Origin of the sequence: Acinetobacter sp. UBA3106 (assembly GCA_002365595.1) — a bacterium.
Lineage (GTDB): Bacteria > Pseudomonadota > Gammaproteobacteria > Pseudomonadales > Moraxellaceae > Acinetobacter.
The window spans coordinates 150,252-166,975 of the sequence record DFAM01000017.1 but is presented as its reverse complement, the minus strand read 5'-3'; the positions used below and the strand labels follow the sequence as shown (position 1 = coordinate 166,975).

Sequence of the window (16,724 nt, the reverse complement as noted above, 5' to 3'; positions counted from 1 at the left end):
TATAACCTATTCATAAAAGACAAAAGTACACTTAATGATGAAACTGACTCAAGCAGATTTTCAGGAACGTCGTGACCGCCTGGCAGAAGAAATGGGTCCGCACAGTATTGCAATTATTGCAACCAGTCCGGTGGCCATGCGTAACCGCGATGCAGATTATAAATTCCGTGCAGACAGCAGCTTTTTCTATCTGACAGGGTTTGCAGAGCCTGAAGCTGTGGCGGTGATTGAGACTTTTGAATCGATTGATGAAGGTTATACCTATAGTCTGTTCTGTCGTGAACGTAACCGCGAGATGGAAATTTGGAATGGTTACCGTGCCGGTGTAGATGGTGCAGTGGATGATTATGAGGCGGATGAAGCCTATGCCATTGATCTGCTCGATGAAGAAATTATCGAGAAATTGCACAATAAACAAAAGCTGTTCTATCGTATTGGCCAGCAGGCGGATTTTGATGCCCGCGTAGCGAAATGGCTGGTCAAAGCCAATGGTGAATCACGTAAAGGTACTTCAGCACCGGCACAAGTGATTCAGCTGGATCGCATTCTGGATGAAATGCGTTTACATAAATCTGAAAAAGAAATCAGGTTAATGCAGCTTGCATCAGATATTTCAGCAGAAGCCCATACCCGTGCCATGCAAATGGTACGTCCGGGCATGATGGAATATGCATTAGAAGCAGAATTGAATTATGTTTTTGGTAAAAATGGCTGCTTGCCTTCATACAACAGTATTGTTGGGGGAGGGGCAAATGCCTGTATTCTGCATTATGTGGAAAATGACAAAGAGCTGAGAGAGGGTGATCTGGTACTGATTGATGCTGCCTGCGAATATCAATTGTATGCTTCAGACATTACCCGTACTTTCCCGGTGAATGGCAAATTCAGTACTGAGCAAAAAGCCTTATATAACTTGGTACTCGATTCGCAAATTGCTGCAATTGATGCGGTGCGGATTGGGAACTCCTATAAAGAACCTCACAATGTGGCAGTACGCATTTTGGTTCAAGGCTTATTAGACCTCTGCATTATGCAAGGTGATCTTGAGGAAATTATCGCAAAAGAAACTTTCCGTCAGTTCTACATGCATGGCACCGGCCACTGGTTAGGAATGGATGTGCACGATGTCGGTTCATATAAGCAAGATGGTGAATGGCGTGCTTATGAAGAGGGTATGGTCGTCACGGTAGAACCGGGGCTATATATTGCACCGGACGATGAAACTGTCGATGCTAAATGGCGTGGTATTGGTATCCGTATAGAAGATGATGTGGTGGCTACCGAAAACGGGCCACTGGTGCTCACCAAAGATGTAGTAAAAACAGTCGAAGATATTGAATTACTGATGGCAAAAGCCAAAGTAGCCTAAGCGATTTTGGGTAGGTAAAGCCGGTCAAATGACCGGCTTTTTTCAAGATGCAATATTGCTTGAAACCAAGTTGGTGAATATTTTATGAAATTAACCTGATTCGGGCAGTGCATGTAAATGTAAAGCATGCACATTTTGTTCTTCATCAGCGTGCTTCTTACAGCCTAGAATCGTTGAAGAAGTTTTTAGTTATTCTGAAACCTATTTAGGAAAAGTCCAATGTTGAAATATAACGATTGAATGTAACTGAAAAGAATACTCATTGAAGCAAAATGCATTTTAATTTACCTAGATCGCGAATAATTCAAATAAAAATAACCAAGTTAAAATTTAGAAGCTATAAAGTGACATGAATTCAACATAGGAAATCGGTTTTTTGCATCAAAGCAACATATTAATTCTAGTTTCTTTCACATACTTTCTCTGATCCTTAAATAAACTTAAAGAAGAGTGGGAGAAAAACTATGAGATTAAATACTATAGACTGGATTGCCTATGCTTTAACCATTATTGGTGGCATCAACTGGGGCTTAGTTGGTGCATTTGACTTCAATTTGGTCTCTGCAATCTTTGGTGAAATGAGCACCTTATCGCGAATTGTGTATGTCTTGGTGGGTTTATCTGCACTTTATTTAATCTATACAGGAACTAAGTTAGGTAAATCAGTACATCATGAGCCTCAGGCCAGAGTTGTGCGTTAATAGCCAATCAGTAAATAGAGAACGTATTTAGATCTGCATGAAGCTAATTTCTGTAATTGAGATTATTGGCTGATTTGGCTGACCTGATTTTGTTAAACGGAGCTTAAGCTCCGTTTTTTATGCGAGCGGTAAAGCTTATATCTCTTTCCGTTAATAATTTTATCTTCAGATACAAGCTAGATAGCTGAAATTTACTCACACTCTTGCCTCACTCAGAACCGAAGCGCTAATTCATTATAAAAATGAAAATCTTTGAGGTAATATAAAATCAATTATGATTAGACGTATCTAGACTTTATAGATACCACAGATAAGGATCAAAGCATGCAGCAAGAAGTCATCATTGTCGGTGGTGGGATGGTGGGCTTAAGCCTCGCACTGATGTTGGCGAAAACCAAAATTGCCGTAAAACTCTTAGAAGCAATCAAATACCCAAATTATGACGATGCTCATCTTGCGCCTTATCACTCCAGTTTTGATGCACGTAATAGCGCATTATCTCGTCGTACGGTACAAATCTATCAAGAACTCGGTTTGTGGAATGCCTTGCAGGAACATGCCACGCCTATTTTAGAGGTGAATATTACCGAGCAAGGCAGTTTTGGTAAGGCACGTTTAAAAGCAGAACAAGAAAAAGTCGAAAGTTTTGGGCAGGTTATCGAAAATGCCTGGCTGGGGCGTGTGTTACTCACGGAAGTGCGCAAGCAGCCATTAATTGAACTGATCGATGGCATACAGGTGACTTCATTAACGCAAGATTCAGACCATGCATATATTGAAGCACAACGTGGTGATGATTTACTGAAACTGCAATCTAAAATTGTGATTGCTGCCGATGGTCGTGATTCGTTTTGCCGTAAAGCTCTAGGCATTGGTGCCTCTGAGCATGACTATGACCAGGTTGCTATTGTCACAACGGTACAAACCTCTAAACCGCATAATCATGTCGGTTTTGAACGCTTTAGCCCGCTTGGCCCTCTAGCCTTATTACCACTACCGGGTGAATACCGCCGTTCAGTGGTTTGGCCAGTGAAAAAAGGTACCGAAGGCGAGTGGTTAGGTGAAGAAAATGATCAACATTTCTTGGATGCCTTGCAGCACACCTACGGTGATCGTGCGGGTAAATTCCAAAAAACAGGTCGCCGTTTCAGCTTCCCGCTCTCACAAGTGTTGGCGGAAAAACAGGCAGTGGGTCGTGTAGTACTAATGGGAAATGCAGCCCATACCATTCACCCGGTTGCAGGTCAGGGCTTTAACCTGTGTATGCGTGATGCCCATGTCCTGGTGCGTTATTTAAGTGAACAAGTCGCACAGCAAGCCGATTTAGGTGATGCCGCAATGCTGCAAGATTATGAAAAATCCCGTCTGACCGATCAACAACGTGTGATTAAATTCTGTGATTCGGTCGTGCGTGGTTTTAGCAACGCCAACCCTTTTTTAAAATTCATTCGTAATACTGGCTTGGTCGCTTTTGAGACCATTCCGGGGATTAAACCTCTGGTGGCCAACTATGCCATGGGGTTAAAAGCATGAGCCAAGTTCAATCAGATGTTTTAGATGTCGTCATTATTGGTGGTGGTCTGGTCGGTGGTCTGACTGCATTATTATTGGCCCAAGGCGGGGTACAGGCAACTGTACTGGATGCTGCTCCAATCCTGGATGCCGAGAAAACCAAAAGTGTTGCTAACCCGCGGGTCTTGGCACTCAGCCAGGCGACCATTCATTTATTGAAAACGGTCGGAGTCTGGGAAAAGCTTGCCCGTCAAATGCCTTATAGCGGTATGCAGGTCTGGAATAAGAATGGCTATGGTGAAATCAATTTTGGCCAGGCTTCGATAAAAACGCCATCTGCCGATCAGACTTTGGGCTCGATGGTGGAACCCAGTATTTTGAATCTTGCGATTCAGCAAAAAATGCTGGAGCAACTTGAGGATTATCGTACACAGGTCAAGGTCACCGGTGTAGAGCAGGGTATTGCAGGAATTTGGCATATTCATCTAGCGGATGGAACACAGCTTAAAACCAGACTGGTGATCGGCGCGGATGGTGCAAACTCCTTTGTCCGTGAGCAAGCCTTTATTGATCTGGATGTTCTGGATTATAAGCAGGCCGGTTTGACCTGTGCCATTCGAACTGCTCAGCCACATCAACATGTAGCCCGTCAGATTTTCCTTGAAACTGGACCATTGGCATTGTTACCTATGGCGAGTTTAAATCCGCAACAGGATGGCTATTGGCAATCCATCGTTTGGACACTACCAGATGATTATGCCGAAGAATATGCAGCTTTGAATGATACCGACTTTACTGCCTTACTTACGCGTGAAAGTCATCACATGCTGGGTGAGGTTTTAGAGGCCACACCACGGGCACAATTTCCACTCAAGGCGCGTGCCGCACAGCAGTATGTTAAAGCTGGTTTGGCCCTGATTGGAGATGCTGCGCATGTCATTCATCCGCTGGCCGGTCAAGGGGTCAATATAGGCTGTCTGGACGCAGCCATTTTATCTGACGCCCTGCTGCATGATTTAAAACGTGGCGTATGGGCACATGAACAAACCTTGCAACGCTATGAACACCGCCGAAAAGGTCAGAATGATGCCATGATGCATAGCATGTCTGCGATTGGATGGATGGAAACGACCCAGCTTTTCCCCGTAGTTTGGGCGCGCAATTTTGGCTTAAAGCAAGTGGAGCAGCATGCAGCATTAAAAGATAGCTTTATGTCACAAGCCAACGGTTTGCAGATATTAAAAGATACACGTTATGCAGTTTGAGGCTGAAAAAATCGTTTTTTGTACAAATATTTATACAAGGTTACTTTTTTGATTAAAAAAGATACGATTTTTTTAAAATTGACTCTATGCGAAACGTGCAGAGATTGTTAAATTTCTTCCTAGTTCGCAATCAAATTTAAATTGGATTGATATAAGTCATTTTTGGGGAGAAATAAAGATGACAGATATGAATGACTACGATGATGTAGAAGAAACCGCAGTCGATGAAGATGAAGCAAAAGCCGCTGAAAAAGGCGCGTCTGACAGTGATACAGTTGCAACTGATGGTGATGTTGCAGAAGCTGAAACGCTGACAGTGACTGCCAAACTTAAACAGCGTCAAGCGCTGGAAGATGAAGTGGCTGCTTTCCTTGCTCGTGGTGGTCGCATCACTGAAGTGCCTGCAGACGAGTCAGTAAAAGATTAATTCAATCTTGTACCGGTTTTAACTGTGGTATAAAAAAGCATCACTTTGTGATGCTTTTTTGCTTTTGAACCCAAAGTCCCTCAGATTTTATTGCTGAGTTCCAAAGCGCGTTGATACGCCACTTTCTTTTTTATTCCAGTTAAATCTGCCGCCAGTTGCGAAGCGGCCTTAACAGATAAGTCCTGTAGTAAACGGGTCAATAACTTGTCCAGTTTTTCTTGGTCCAGATCCTTTTCTGCAGTTGCACCGCCAATCACTAGTACAATTTCACCTTTTTGCTGGTTATGGTCAGCTTCAATAAACTGAACCAATTCTGCCAAAGTCATTTTTTTAATGGTTTCAAAGGTCTTGGTAATTTCACGGGCAAAACCCACAGCTCGGTCTGCACCAAACACCTGTGCCATATCTTTAACCGACTCTAAAATACGATGCGGCGCTTCGTAAAAAATCAGGGTCTGGGTTTCATCTTTCAGCTTTTCTAACTGAATCAGGCGTTGTGACTGGCGAGAAGGCAAAAAGCCTTCGAAACTAAAACGGTCACTGGGCAAGCCGACAGAACTGAGTGCCGCAATCGCTGCACAGGCACCAGGCACTGGTACAACACGAATATTGTTTTCTTGGGCTGCACGAACCAGTTTAAAACCCGGATCGCTAATCAGCGGCGTACCTGCATCACTGATCAGTGCCATATTTTCGCCCTTCAGCAATCGCTGGATCAATATGTCAATTTTATTGCTTTCATTATGTTCGTGACAGGCAGTAAGCGGAGTTGTAATATTAAAGTGCTTTAATAATTGAGCAGAAGTACGTGTATCTTCTGCCGCGATGACGCTTACAGACTTTAGAATATCAATAGCACGATAAGTAATGTCATCTAAGTGCCCAATTGGGGTCGCTACAACAAATAACTGAGCACTCATAAGGTTTCTCCAATGTTGAATAATAAAAAAATATTGATGAGCTTCATCCTGTATTGCATTTTTAACCACGCCCAAGCTGAAGTGCTGGTCATTTTACCCGAATCGGGACCTTTGGCGCGAGCCGGATTAAGTATCAAACAGGGTTTTATGGGTGCTTATCAGGCATCAGAGCTGAAAACCGCAATTAAATTTGTAAACTCGGACAAAAAACAAATTGCGCAGTTGCTTAAACAAAATGTCAATAAAAAAACTCAAATGGTGGTTGGACCTTTGGCACGTCAAGATGTAGAAGCAGTAATTAAGGCGCAGCCAAAGGTTCGGGTTTTGGCCTTGAATGAAGTGTCATCACAACTTGCCAATGTGGGACAATTTAGTTTGTCCAAGCAGGATGATGCAGTGGCGCTGAATCAGGTATTACAAAATGACCAGATCAAGGAACTGTATGTGTTGCAGCAAAAGGATGCCGAAATTGATAACGAACTGTTTCTGATTTCCTTACTGACCCAGACAGATTATCCGCTGAATATCATCGAGGAAGCACCAAAAAAGTTAAATAAGCACACCGGTTTATTGTTGCTAGGCAATAATGCCTGGCTGAATAACCAGACCAAGTTGCCGCATAAAAATATCTATATTTTACCCAATTCTATTGAACAAGGTCAGATATTACCTGTAGGTGTGAAATTTTGTGATGCTCCGGCCTTATATGGCTCAGAATGGCCGGATGTGATACCAGCCAATCAGCCAAACGCGGTTTCTATGGCTTATCAGCGTCTGATCGCTTTTGGCGGAGATGCCTGGCATATTGCAAGCCAATATCTGGCAGAGCCCGACTTAAAAAGTATGCAGTTTCAGGGGCGCACCGGATTAATTCAAATTAATAATAATCAAATCCAGCGCATTCCACATTGTTATGAAAATACTAAAAAGGGAATTCGGGCATTGTAATGTCAAATCTTCCGACACCTTTAAAGTTAGGCCAATGGGCGGAACAGCAGGCTTTGAACGTATTACAGGCTCAAGGCTTTCAGCTGGTTGCAGCAAATTATCATTGTCGTTACGGTGAAATTGACCTGATTGTACAGCATGCTCAGGAACTGGTTTTTGTTGAAGTCAAAGCACGTTCAGTGACTCAATATGCTCATTCCTTTGAAAGTATTTCTTTATCCAAACAGCGCAAAATTATGAAGTCGGCAATGTGCTTTTTAGATGCCCATCAGGAGTTTCAAAACTTTTATAGCCGTTTTGATGTGATTTGTTTTGATTTTCTTCAACAATTTGCAAAAACCATACAGCAAGATTTTTCTAAATTCACTTATGATCAACAATGGATTGAAAATGCTTTTACTTTTGATCAAGAGTTTATTAATCTTTGAACAAAATCATAGCGTAAATGCTGACATAAAATAGAACTGAATAATGAGGAGTCTTGCTGAGTGTTTAACCGTATTGCAATGACGTTACTGTGTGTAGCAAGTTTATCTGGTTGTGCAAGTTTTATCTCGAGTGGCACAGGATCCGCCCCGGTAGGTACAGAAAGTGGAGCGCGTTCTCTTGGACAGGTGTTTATCGATTCCTCTATAGAGCGTACCGCCAAAATCAATTTATATAAATTAGACAGTCGCTTTAAACAATCTCGCATCAATATTGAAAGTTTTCATGGCAATGTATTATTAACAGGTCAAGTGCCTGATGCCCACTTAAAACAGTTGGCTGAAGATAATGTGCGTGCCATGAGCGATGTGAAAACCGTACATAATTATATTGCTGTCGGTAACCAGATTGGTTATAGCACGATTATGCAAGATACCACGGTCACTGCGAATACGCGTGGCCTGATTATGAAAGCGGTAGTTGTTTCTGACAGTAAAGTGCGTATTCACACCGAAAATGGTGTTTTATATGTCATGGGACGTTTAAATACGGCAGAAATTAATGATTTAAATCAGGTGCTGCAACAAGTGGGCAATGTCAGCAAAATCATTACGCTGATTGATAATGTAGAACAGTCCGGTGCAGTGACTTCAAGTTTTAGCAGTCCTGTAGTGAATGCTCAGCCGGTTGAACAGACACCGGTAGCGATTGATCCGGATCAGGCTGAACCAACCTATGCTCAATAAGGTTGTACAAGCGGTTAGAAAGGAAATCCAGCAAAAAGTCGAAAAAGTGAAAATACAGTACAAGAATTTTCGCCTTTACGATTTTGGTAGTTATGCATTGAATCGTTTAACCCCGCGAAAGGGTTATACGCTACATGAAAATATTGCTTACGGCTTAAAAGCACGACAACGCCTCGATATTTTCTCTGCTGCATCACCTCTCGAGCAGCGGCCTTTAATCGTGTTTGTTCATGGCGGCGCATGGCTGCATGGTGATAAAAAAGATTATCACTTTGTCGGTGAGGCCTTTGCCAAAGAGGGCTATGATGTTGCAGTGATCAACTATCATCTTGCGCCGCAGCATGTGTTTCCCAGTTATATTGATGATCTGAGTCTGGCGCTGAATTATTTGACTCAGCATCAGTCCAAATTAAATATCCAGACTGAAAAAATAGTGCTGATGGGGCATTCTGCCGGTGCATTTAATATCATGTCAGCCCTTTATCATCCGACGCCTTACAGTTTGCAATGCCGCAGTCAAATTCGTGCCATTATTGGATTGTCTGGACCTTATCATTTTGATTATAAAGGTGATCCGATTTGTGCGGATGCCTTCGATCAGACTGTGCCATATCAGCAGGTAATGCCTTATTATTTTGTAGAAACCAATACGGTGCGACATTACCTGTTCTTAGCTGCAAATGATCAGGTGGTGGGTCATAGTAATTCAGAAGATTTACATCGTATTTTGCAGGAAAAGGGCAATCACAGCCAGATGATTACCATTCCCGGTACCGGTCATGTGTCGATTATGGGATCAGTTTCCAGTTTGTTTAGTCGCTATTTCCAGACCAAAAAACAGATTTTAACGGTGCTGGAAGAGGCGCTAAAACCCTAACTTAGAGCCATTCTCGGGTGTCATCTGCAACCGGATGACCTTCGGTAATGTGTTTAATCATGGCGTAGGCAATACTGCCTTTAAATGGAATTTCAGGCAGTTGATCCATTTTAAAGAATTGCGCATCGCTAATTTCTTCCTCTTGTAGCTGAATATCGCCAGATGCATATTCAGCACGGAAGGCGAGCATCAAGTTACTTGGAAAAGGCCAAGGCTGACTGGCAAGATACTGAATATTTTTTAATTTTAAACCCACTTCCTCAAAAGTTTCACGGCGTACCGCTTCTTCCAGGGTTTCTCCTACTTCAACAAAACCAGCAATCAGACCATACATATTGCTTTTGTTGTTCGCATTTTTTGCCAGCAGAATTTCATCGTCGCCCCGTGTAATGACCGTGATGACACAAGGTTGTACCCGCGGATACTGATGATAACGACAGGCAGGGCAAATCATGGCATATTCAGTCGGATGGGCTTCGGTTTTATGCCCACAATGGCTACAGAACTGATGATTTCTACGCCATTCTAAGAGCTGGATGGCACGGCTGGCCGTTTCAAACTGTTTGCTATCCCAGAGTGTTAATAATTGGCGGATAGGAACCAGTTGCAAGCCTGCGGGAAGCGGCTCATTTTCGAGAAGATCACGGGCAATCACCTGATCACCCGTGTTGACCTGAAGGTCACTTGCCAAACGTTCTACCCGGGGGAGTTGAAAGTTTTCATCGACTAAAAGTTGATGTTGATGAAAGATATAAGCAAGTGACAATTCAGACATTAGGCTACAGTTTTCAGTTTTTCACTACTTTCCAATGCTACATTAAACATCGACTGTAATACAGGCTGTTTCGATTTTAAATTGTCAATCAGCATATCGGCACTGGCCAAGGTATCAAGCGTGTGATTGATTTGTTCAGTACTGATAGTCGCAGAATTTTCAATTTGCTGTTGAACAAACGCTGCGGCAGTATTTAATGACTTCTGACCAGATTCAGCATTTAAGAACAGCAGGGCGCCACCAATTTCACGTAATTGGGTTGGAATGTTTTCCAGAGCTGCCAGGTTCTGATCTTGCAAATATTGCATTAAAGATTCACTAGTCTGGCCAACCGCTGCTTTAGTTTCATTGAGTAAAGCATCATGCGCTTCATCTAAGCGGTCTAAAGAGATGTTCATGTTGTGGACGCGAAGCTGTAAACGGCTTGAAGTGTGGTGACGTTCCAGAACGCCAATGGAATTCATGGCCGATAAAATACAATTCATCAATTGTTGAGCAAAACTTTCATCTTTCAGCACTTCGGTCTTGTCCAGCAAGCTGGCTTGACGAGATAAATCATTGAAGGCTTCATTCAGATTGAGCACTTTGAAAATGTTGGCAAGACTGATTAATTTGTCTTGGAGTTCCCGCGTTTTCTCGGCGGTCATGTTTTGATAATTGAATTCGATATCATTACGAATTTGTGCCATTTCCGTGGTCACAAGTTCACTAATGGTATGCATGGTATCAAAGTCAGGTCCATAAAGATGGCGGCTAAATACCTGCAATTGCGTATCGGTCAGATGATCTTCACCAACGTTTAACTGGCTACGAATATGCTGGGCCGTGTCATCTTCCTGACTAATACACAAACTCAAGATGTTAGATAAATCCGGCAGCGTTGGCTTGAAGCGATCTGAAGCACTGAAATATTGCGCCATATTTCGTTCAATACTGATCAAGGTGCGTAAACGTGGATCGTTTAACAGCAAATGATCCATTTGACTAAATGCCACATGTACCAGATTCCAGTATTGCTTGCTTGGCGTGTTTTCTGCCAGACCTGCCAAATATGCACCGACCAATTTGATCGCTTGCAAATCAAATTCAGTTTCTTCCTGCTTAATCAGCTTGTTTAAAGACAATTTATACAGGCGGTGTACATATTGTGATTTTTCCAGACTTGGCGCTTGAGGCAGCTGAAAATCAGGCGTGATACAGTCCAGTAATGACTCGATATGCTGACCTTCATGGGTAAGAGGTTTACCCAGTACAATTTCCAGGCGATTCAGTGTGTCGAGCAGGAATTGCGGAATTTTAACTTCACGCAAGCAAATAAATTCGATATAGCGTTTCAGCATGGTGGTGCCTTCACTTAAGGCAATCACTTCCTGAGTATTAATTTGCGCAGGATTCCCCATAATCTTGCGCATTAACTCTGCTGAATACTGGGCAATTTTAGCCAGGCTTTGCATATCAATCAGGGCAAGAACCTGGGCACATTGCTCAAACTGATTCAGTGCATCATCAATACCAAAAGGTAAAGTCTGGTCTTCTGCCAAGGAACTAACCGCTGATTCAACTAATTTAATTGAATTATCAACCTCATTTTTTATTATCAGCAATGCAGTCGGGTCAAAATGAATAGAGGTTTGGTAAGACATGTATCTGCACCTTTCCTAGTGTTTTATCTGTTTATGAGTCGCCTGTTCAAGGCGAGACTTCTTTGCGTTTAACTATAACTTAACTGTTAAACGTTTAAATACAAAAAACCACTAGAAATGTAGATTTTATTTTGCAAAAAGACAAGCTGTTCCATGTTTTTCTTCAAATAGTTTGATCCAATTCTCATGTGCTTCCAGTTCTTCAGCGGAAGGTAAAATCACAGGCAGGTCTATTTGCACAGTAGAACGGGTGATTTGTGCCTGTTGCTGCTCGCTTTCGGTCAGGGTATCCATATCGAAAGAAACCTGACCACCGGTCATGGCCAGATAGACATCCGCTAGAATTTCGGCATCCAGTAAGGCACCATGGAAAGTACGGTCACGCTGCGGAATTTCATAACGGCGCACCAAAGCATCGAGGGAGTTCTTTTGTCCCGGATGTTTGCTCTTGGCCATGGCCAGGGTATCGGTGACTTCACACACCTCCGATAAGGCAACAAAGCCTGCTCGTTTGAACTCCATATCCAGGAAGTTCATATCGAAGGTCGCGTTATGCGCAATAATTTCTGCACCTTTTAAATAGTCAAACAGCACATCGGCAATTTCTGCGTATAGGGGTTTGTCTTTCAAGAACTCGTCTGAAATACCGTGAATATTTTCAGATTCACCGACGGGTTTTTGCGGATTAATATAAATATGAATGGAGCTGCCGGTCAGTTTACGGTTGACCATTTCAATCGCGCCGACCTCAATAATGCGGTCGCTGTCCTGAAAATAGAAACCAGTGGTTTCGGTATCCAGAATCAATTGACGTGGGCCATGGACTTCTTTGCTTCGCGGCGTAATCACGATATGCGGGTGTAACGGTTTTTCCGAAGCAGCAGATATACTTTGTGGAAGAGTATCTTGAACTTCCTCTGGTTCCTGCATGCTGTTTGCCTGAAGAGTGTTTTGTTCTGTATTTTCTATTGCTTCACTTTCTACAGATTCATTTTCTACAGATTCATTGGCTAAAATTTCACTGTCATCTTGCAGTTCGGTTTCCATCAGGTCGAAACCAAAGGGGTCATCTAATAACCAGTCTTTTTCAGCTTTTTTTTTATCTAGCGTGTCGGGTTGTTCAGGTACGATTTTGGCAGATAACGATGTATTTTTCATGGCTTTTAAGGCTTGGTCTGCACCCAGATTGGCCAGCTGATCGGCCATTTCATTCCCCGGATGTCCAGCATGGCCTTTAATCCAGTTCCATTCAATTTCACGGCCCTGACAAGTGGCATCCAGCAATTTCCACAGGTCCGGATTTTTGACATCTTTCCAGTTTTTCTTTTTCCAGCCATGAATCCATTCGGTAATACCTTGTTTGACATATTTGGAGTCGGTCCAGATGATCAACTTGGCATTGTTCGGACAGAATTTAATACCTTCAATCGCCGCGGTGAGTTCCATACGGTTATTGGTGGTTTCGGCTTCTCCGCCATAAATTTTATGTTTTTCTGATTCTGTAATGATATATGCACCCCAACCGCCTAAACCAGGATTGCCACGACAAGCGCCATCGACATAGAGAGTGATTGTTTGAGTCATATAAACCAAATCCGAACGCTAAAATGAGAGTCAAAATAAACCAGGTGAGTGGCATATTGTATAACGCAATTCCACTTTAAAAGTGTATTACATGGTTATTTTTTAAATTCTTGTAACATTTATAGTGAAATCGCGCTAAATTAATCCCTTGTGTCTACCACATGCTTCACTACAATGGCAGATCTAAAAAATAAATTTTATACGAGTTGTTTGGATTTTTTTATGTATAAACCAACCGCGATTTTGTGGCAGCCTGCATTACCCAATTTTTTAAAAATAACTGTACTGGGTTCAGCTCTAGCTGCATTGGGACTGTCGGGCTGTTCCTCAAGCCAGAGTGCAACACACAGCTCAAAATCGAAAATGGTCGGTTCTTCTGGATATCTAGATGCCAACAGCTTGGATTCATTAGAAGATTTATTGTCTGCAACCGATATGAGAGCAGTAGAAGGCGATCGTTTGCTAATCTTGAAGCATGGTGACGTCTGGAAGCGCATGACGGTTGGTTTTAAGATGGATCACACCCATTGGGACTCTCGTATTGAAGCCCAGCGCGGCTGGTTTATTTCCCGACAACCTTATCTGGACCGTTTGAGCGCACGTGCTTCACGTTATCTTTACCATACGGTGAAAGAAGCGGAACGTCGTGGTTTGCCGACAGAACTGGCTTTATTGCCGATTATTGAAAGTTCCTATGACCCTGCAGCAACCAGTAGTGCAGCAGCGGCCGGGATGTGGCAATTTATTCCAAGTACCGGGCGGATTTATGGTTTAAGACAAACCAGTTTGTATGATGGTCGTCGTGACGTGGTGGAATCCACCCGTGCAGCTTATGAATTTTTAGGTGGCTTGTATAATCAGTTTGGTTCATGGGAATTGGCTCTGGCTGCGTACAATGCCGGTCCGGGACGAATCCAGCAGGCGATTAACCGTAATAAAGCGGCAGGTTTGCCGACTGATTACTGGTCACTGAAACTGCCTCAGGAAACCATGAACTATGTGCCACGTTTTTTAGCAGTGGCACAAATTATTAAAAATCCGGGTGCATATGGGGTGTCTTTACCACCGATTGCCAACCGTCCTCACTTTAGGGAGGTATCGGTAGGACCGGTGAACTTGAATGAAGTCGCTTCTATTACCGGTTTAAGCCGTGCCGAACTATATCAGCTCAATCCGGGGCATCGTGGGGACTGGATTGATAGCCAAAGCCCAATGAAAATTATTATTCCTGCGGATTTAAGCCCGGCTATTGATGCCCGGCTGAAAAAGCTTTCACCAAGTTCAGGGGCATTATGGGCCAGCACAGCTCAACCTTTCACCCCACAAAGAAGCAATCCGCCTGAGTTAAATACTCAAGTGATTAATCCGGTAAAAACGGCACCACCAGTATTAACTACGACTACCACCAAAAGCGCTCAACCAGCGACCACTGCACCAGTTAAAGCAGCGAACCCTGTAACGGCAACAAAGCCTTCTACAACTGCACGTATAGCTACGCCTCAAGGCTCTGATGCCTTGGCATCTTTTGCTGCAAATAGTGATATTCCAAGTGCGCCACGTATTCCTGTTGCAGTGAGTCAGGTGGCGAATGTCAAGCCTGTCACTGTAGAGCCACCCTTGTCTGCGACTGAACGTGAACAAATTATGGCGGTCGTGAAAGCAGAAGGTGAAAATAAAACGGTAGAACAGGTACTTCAACCTGTAGCCAGTAAAGCTGAACAGGAAAAAGTAGTCGCAGAAATTAAAGCCATTGCACCGCAAGGCACCGAAATTGTTGATCCATTTGACGGCAAGATTAAGTTAACAGCCATTCAAACCAGCCTGTCAGTCGCCGAACAGCAAGGTAAAGAATTAACCAAAGGTTTCGCTTATCCAAAAGGTGTGGCGGAAAGTACCAAGGCTGACTCTGAAGAAGCTAAACGCAACCAGGGTAAAAACTACATTAAGACCGATTCAGAAGTGGTTGTGGTACCGCCTAAAGGAAAACGCACGACTTATACTGTTCAGCAGGGAGATACCTTAGCTGTCATTGCCATGAAAAATGGTCTGAACTGGCGTGATGTGGCGAAATGGAACCAGATTGATCCAAGTTCACCGCTATATGTCGGTACCAGTATTTATCTGTATGATGCCAAGCCACAAAATACCGAAACATCTGCATCGGCTAAATCTAAAGCACAGCCTGAAAGCTATGTGGTTCAAGCCAATGATAGTCTGACCGGTGTTGCTGGCCAGTTTGGCTTATCGGTTAAACAGCTGGCAGATTTTAACAATTTGTCGGTAAGTAGCGGTTTACGTGTCGGGCAAAAATTATCTTTAAAAGAAAGTGCGCAAAGCAATTCAGATCCTGCTGAAACTAGAAGCAATAATTCAAAATCTACTGCATCTACTGCCAAAGTGAAAACCAAGTCTTATGTAGTGAAACGTGGTGAATATCTCAAACTGATCGCAGACCGTTATGCCTTGTCCAATCAGGAATTGGCCGATTTAACTACCGGTTTGAGTGCGGGCAGTAGCCTCATAGTGGGACAAAAAATTAATGTGCCATTGAATGAAGTCGAAACCAGAACAGAGACCAAGCCGGAAGAAAAATCCATTTCTGTGAAAACAGAAACGGCTACTGGAGAATCTGCCTATAAAACTGAAAATTATCGCGTTCAACGTGGTGATACTTTAACGAGTATCGCGGCACAGTCGAAAATTTCCTTAACTGAATTGGCGCAGCTGAATAAATTATCCAATACTCAGGGTTTACAGGTAGGTCAGACCCTGAAAATTCCTGCGAGTTTAACGGTTCAGGACAGTTATACGGTGCAATCAGGCGATAGCTTGTCTGCCATTTCTGCAAAATACAATTTAGGTATGGATTATATTGCCAATATCAACGGGATTAACCGCAATACTGGCTTACGTGTGGGACAACGTTTGAAACTCACGGGTGAAGAGCCTGTTGCTGTCTCGAACAAAGCAGAAGCAAAAATTGAAAAAGTCAGCTTTGAAAAGAGTGATAGCCATGTGGTTAAACCTGGCGAGACCTTAAGCAATATTGCGAAAAAATATCATTTACAGCTGGATTATCTAGCTGCATTGAATGGCCTAACCCGTAATTCCAGCGTGCGTATCGGGCAACGTTTAAAAATTGACGGAGAACTTCCGAAACTGGAAGCAAAAGTGGCTGAACCTGTAGCAAAAGCAGTGAAATCATCGAAAAATACCGATGCCTATACCGTAAAAGCAGGTGAATCTTTAAATGCCATTGCCAACCGGACAGGAGTATCGGTTGCTGAATTGGCAGCGATGAATGATCTGAATACCCGTGCCGGTTTACGTGTGGGTCAGCAGATTGTGGTGCCTAAAACTGTGGTTGAATATAAAATCAAACGCGGGGATACCCTGATTGGCCTGGCCAACCGTTATGGTTTAGATAGTGCGAAACTCGCCGAAATGAATGATCTGCAACCCAATAAACAATTGCGTATTGGTGATGTGATTAAAGTTCCGAACTTATAACAATACGTCACGACAGGGAGT

The 16,724-nt window shown here is 43.0% G+C and carries 14 protein-coding genes; 10 read left to right on the top strand and 4 right to left on the bottom strand.

Going from position 1 to position 16,724, the window contains the following annotated elements:
• Positions 1-37: 37 nt before the first annotated feature.
• The 5 genes from pepP (at position 38) to B4C48_RS10310 (ending at position 5,274) form a co-directional block, all read left to right on the top strand.
• Positions 38-1,369, top strand: coding sequence for a Xaa-Pro aminopeptidase (pepP, locus tag B4C48_RS10330; RefSeq protein WP_291356297.1), 1,332 nt, complete (start codon positions 38-40; stop codon positions 1,367-1,369).
• 464 nt (positions 1,370-1,833) lie between these two features.
• Positions 1,834-2,070, top strand: a complete 237-nt coding sequence (locus B4C48_RS10325; protein ID WP_291356166.1) for a DUF378 domain-containing protein — start codon at positions 1,834-1,836, stop codon at positions 2,068-2,070.
• A 324-nt stretch (positions 2,071-2,394) separates the two neighbouring features.
• The gene (gene ubiH, locus B4C48_RS10320) at positions 2,395-3,603 is read left to right on the top strand and encodes a 2-octaprenyl-6-methoxyphenyl hydroxylase (RefSeq protein WP_291356164.1); all 1,209 of its coding nucleotides are present in this window, start codon (positions 2,395-2,397) and stop codon (positions 3,601-3,603) included.
• Positions 3,600-4,847, top strand: coding sequence for an FAD-dependent monooxygenase (locus B4C48_RS10315; RefSeq protein WP_291356162.1), 1,248 nt, complete (start codon positions 3,600-3,602; stop codon positions 4,845-4,847). The genes ubiH and B4C48_RS10315 overlap by 4 nt, the downstream gene beginning before the upstream one ends.
• A gap of 178 nt (positions 4,848-5,025) precedes the next feature.
• Positions 5,026-5,274 carry a hypothetical protein gene (locus B4C48_RS10310; protein ID WP_291356160.1) on the top strand — a complete coding sequence of 83 codons (249 nt, stop codon included), beginning with the start codon at positions 5,026-5,028 and terminating at the stop codon, positions 5,272-5,274.
• 80 nt (positions 5,275-5,354) lie between these two features.
• Here the strand turns inward: B4C48_RS10310 and rsmI are convergent, their stop codons facing one another.
• Positions 5,355-6,194 carry a 16S rRNA (cytidine(1402)-2'-O)-methyltransferase gene (rsmI, locus tag B4C48_RS10305; RefSeq protein ID WP_291356158.1) on the bottom strand — a complete coding sequence of 280 codons (840 nt, stop codon included), beginning with the start codon at positions 6,192-6,194 and terminating at the stop codon, positions 5,355-5,357.
• A gap of 12 nt (positions 6,195-6,206) precedes the next feature.
• Between rsmI and B4C48_RS10300 the strand changes: the two genes are divergently transcribed.
• From B4C48_RS10300 to B4C48_RS10285, 4 genes are read left to right on the top strand one after another with little or no spacing between them, the layout of a single operon-like run.
• On the top strand, positions 6,207-7,142 hold the full coding sequence (locus B4C48_RS10300; protein ID WP_291356156.1) for a penicillin-binding protein activator: 936 nt from the start codon (positions 6,207-6,209) through the stop codon (positions 7,140-7,142).
• On the top strand, positions 7,142-7,570 hold the full coding sequence (locus tag B4C48_RS10295; protein ID WP_291356154.1) for a YraN family protein: 429 nt from the start codon (positions 7,142-7,144) through the stop codon (positions 7,568-7,570). Before B4C48_RS10300 ends, B4C48_RS10295 begins: the two co-directional genes overlap by 1 nt.
• A gap of 60 nt (positions 7,571-7,630) precedes the next feature.
• On the top strand, positions 7,631-8,314 hold the full coding sequence (locus tag B4C48_RS10290) for a BON domain-containing protein (protein ID WP_291356152.1): 684 nt from the start codon (positions 7,631-7,633) through the stop codon (positions 8,312-8,314).
• On the top strand, positions 8,304-9,191 hold the full coding sequence (locus B4C48_RS10285; protein WP_291356150.1) for an alpha/beta hydrolase: 888 nt from the start codon (positions 8,304-8,306) through the stop codon (positions 9,189-9,191). Before B4C48_RS10290 ends, B4C48_RS10285 begins: the two co-directional genes overlap by 11 nt.
• A 1-nt stretch (position 9,192) precedes the next feature.
• Here the strand turns inward: B4C48_RS10285 and nudC are convergent, their stop codons facing one another.
• From nudC to dnaQ, 3 genes are all read right to left on the bottom strand, one after another.
• On the bottom strand, positions 9,193-9,966 hold the full coding sequence (gene nudC, locus B4C48_RS10280; RefSeq protein WP_291356148.1) for an NAD(+) diphosphatase: 774 nt from the start codon (positions 9,964-9,966) through the stop codon (positions 9,193-9,195).
• Complete coding sequence (locus B4C48_RS10275) at positions 9,966-11,609, bottom strand: chemotaxis protein (protein ID WP_291356147.1); 1,644 nt, start codon at positions 11,607-11,609, stop codon at positions 9,966-9,968. Before B4C48_RS10275 ends, nudC begins: the two co-directional genes overlap by 1 nt.
• A 126-nt stretch (positions 11,610-11,735) precedes the next feature.
• Positions 11,736-13,193, bottom strand: coding sequence for a DNA polymerase III subunit epsilon (gene dnaQ, locus B4C48_RS10270; RefSeq protein ID WP_291356146.1), 1,458 nt, complete (start codon positions 13,191-13,193; stop codon positions 11,736-11,738).
• 222 nt (positions 13,194-13,415) lie between these two features.
• Between dnaQ and B4C48_RS10265 the strand changes: the two genes are divergently transcribed.
• Positions 13,416-16,703, top strand: coding sequence for a lytic transglycosylase (locus B4C48_RS10265; protein WP_291356144.1), 3,288 nt, complete (start codon positions 13,416-13,418; stop codon positions 16,701-16,703).
• Positions 16,704-16,724: the final 21 nt, after the last annotated feature.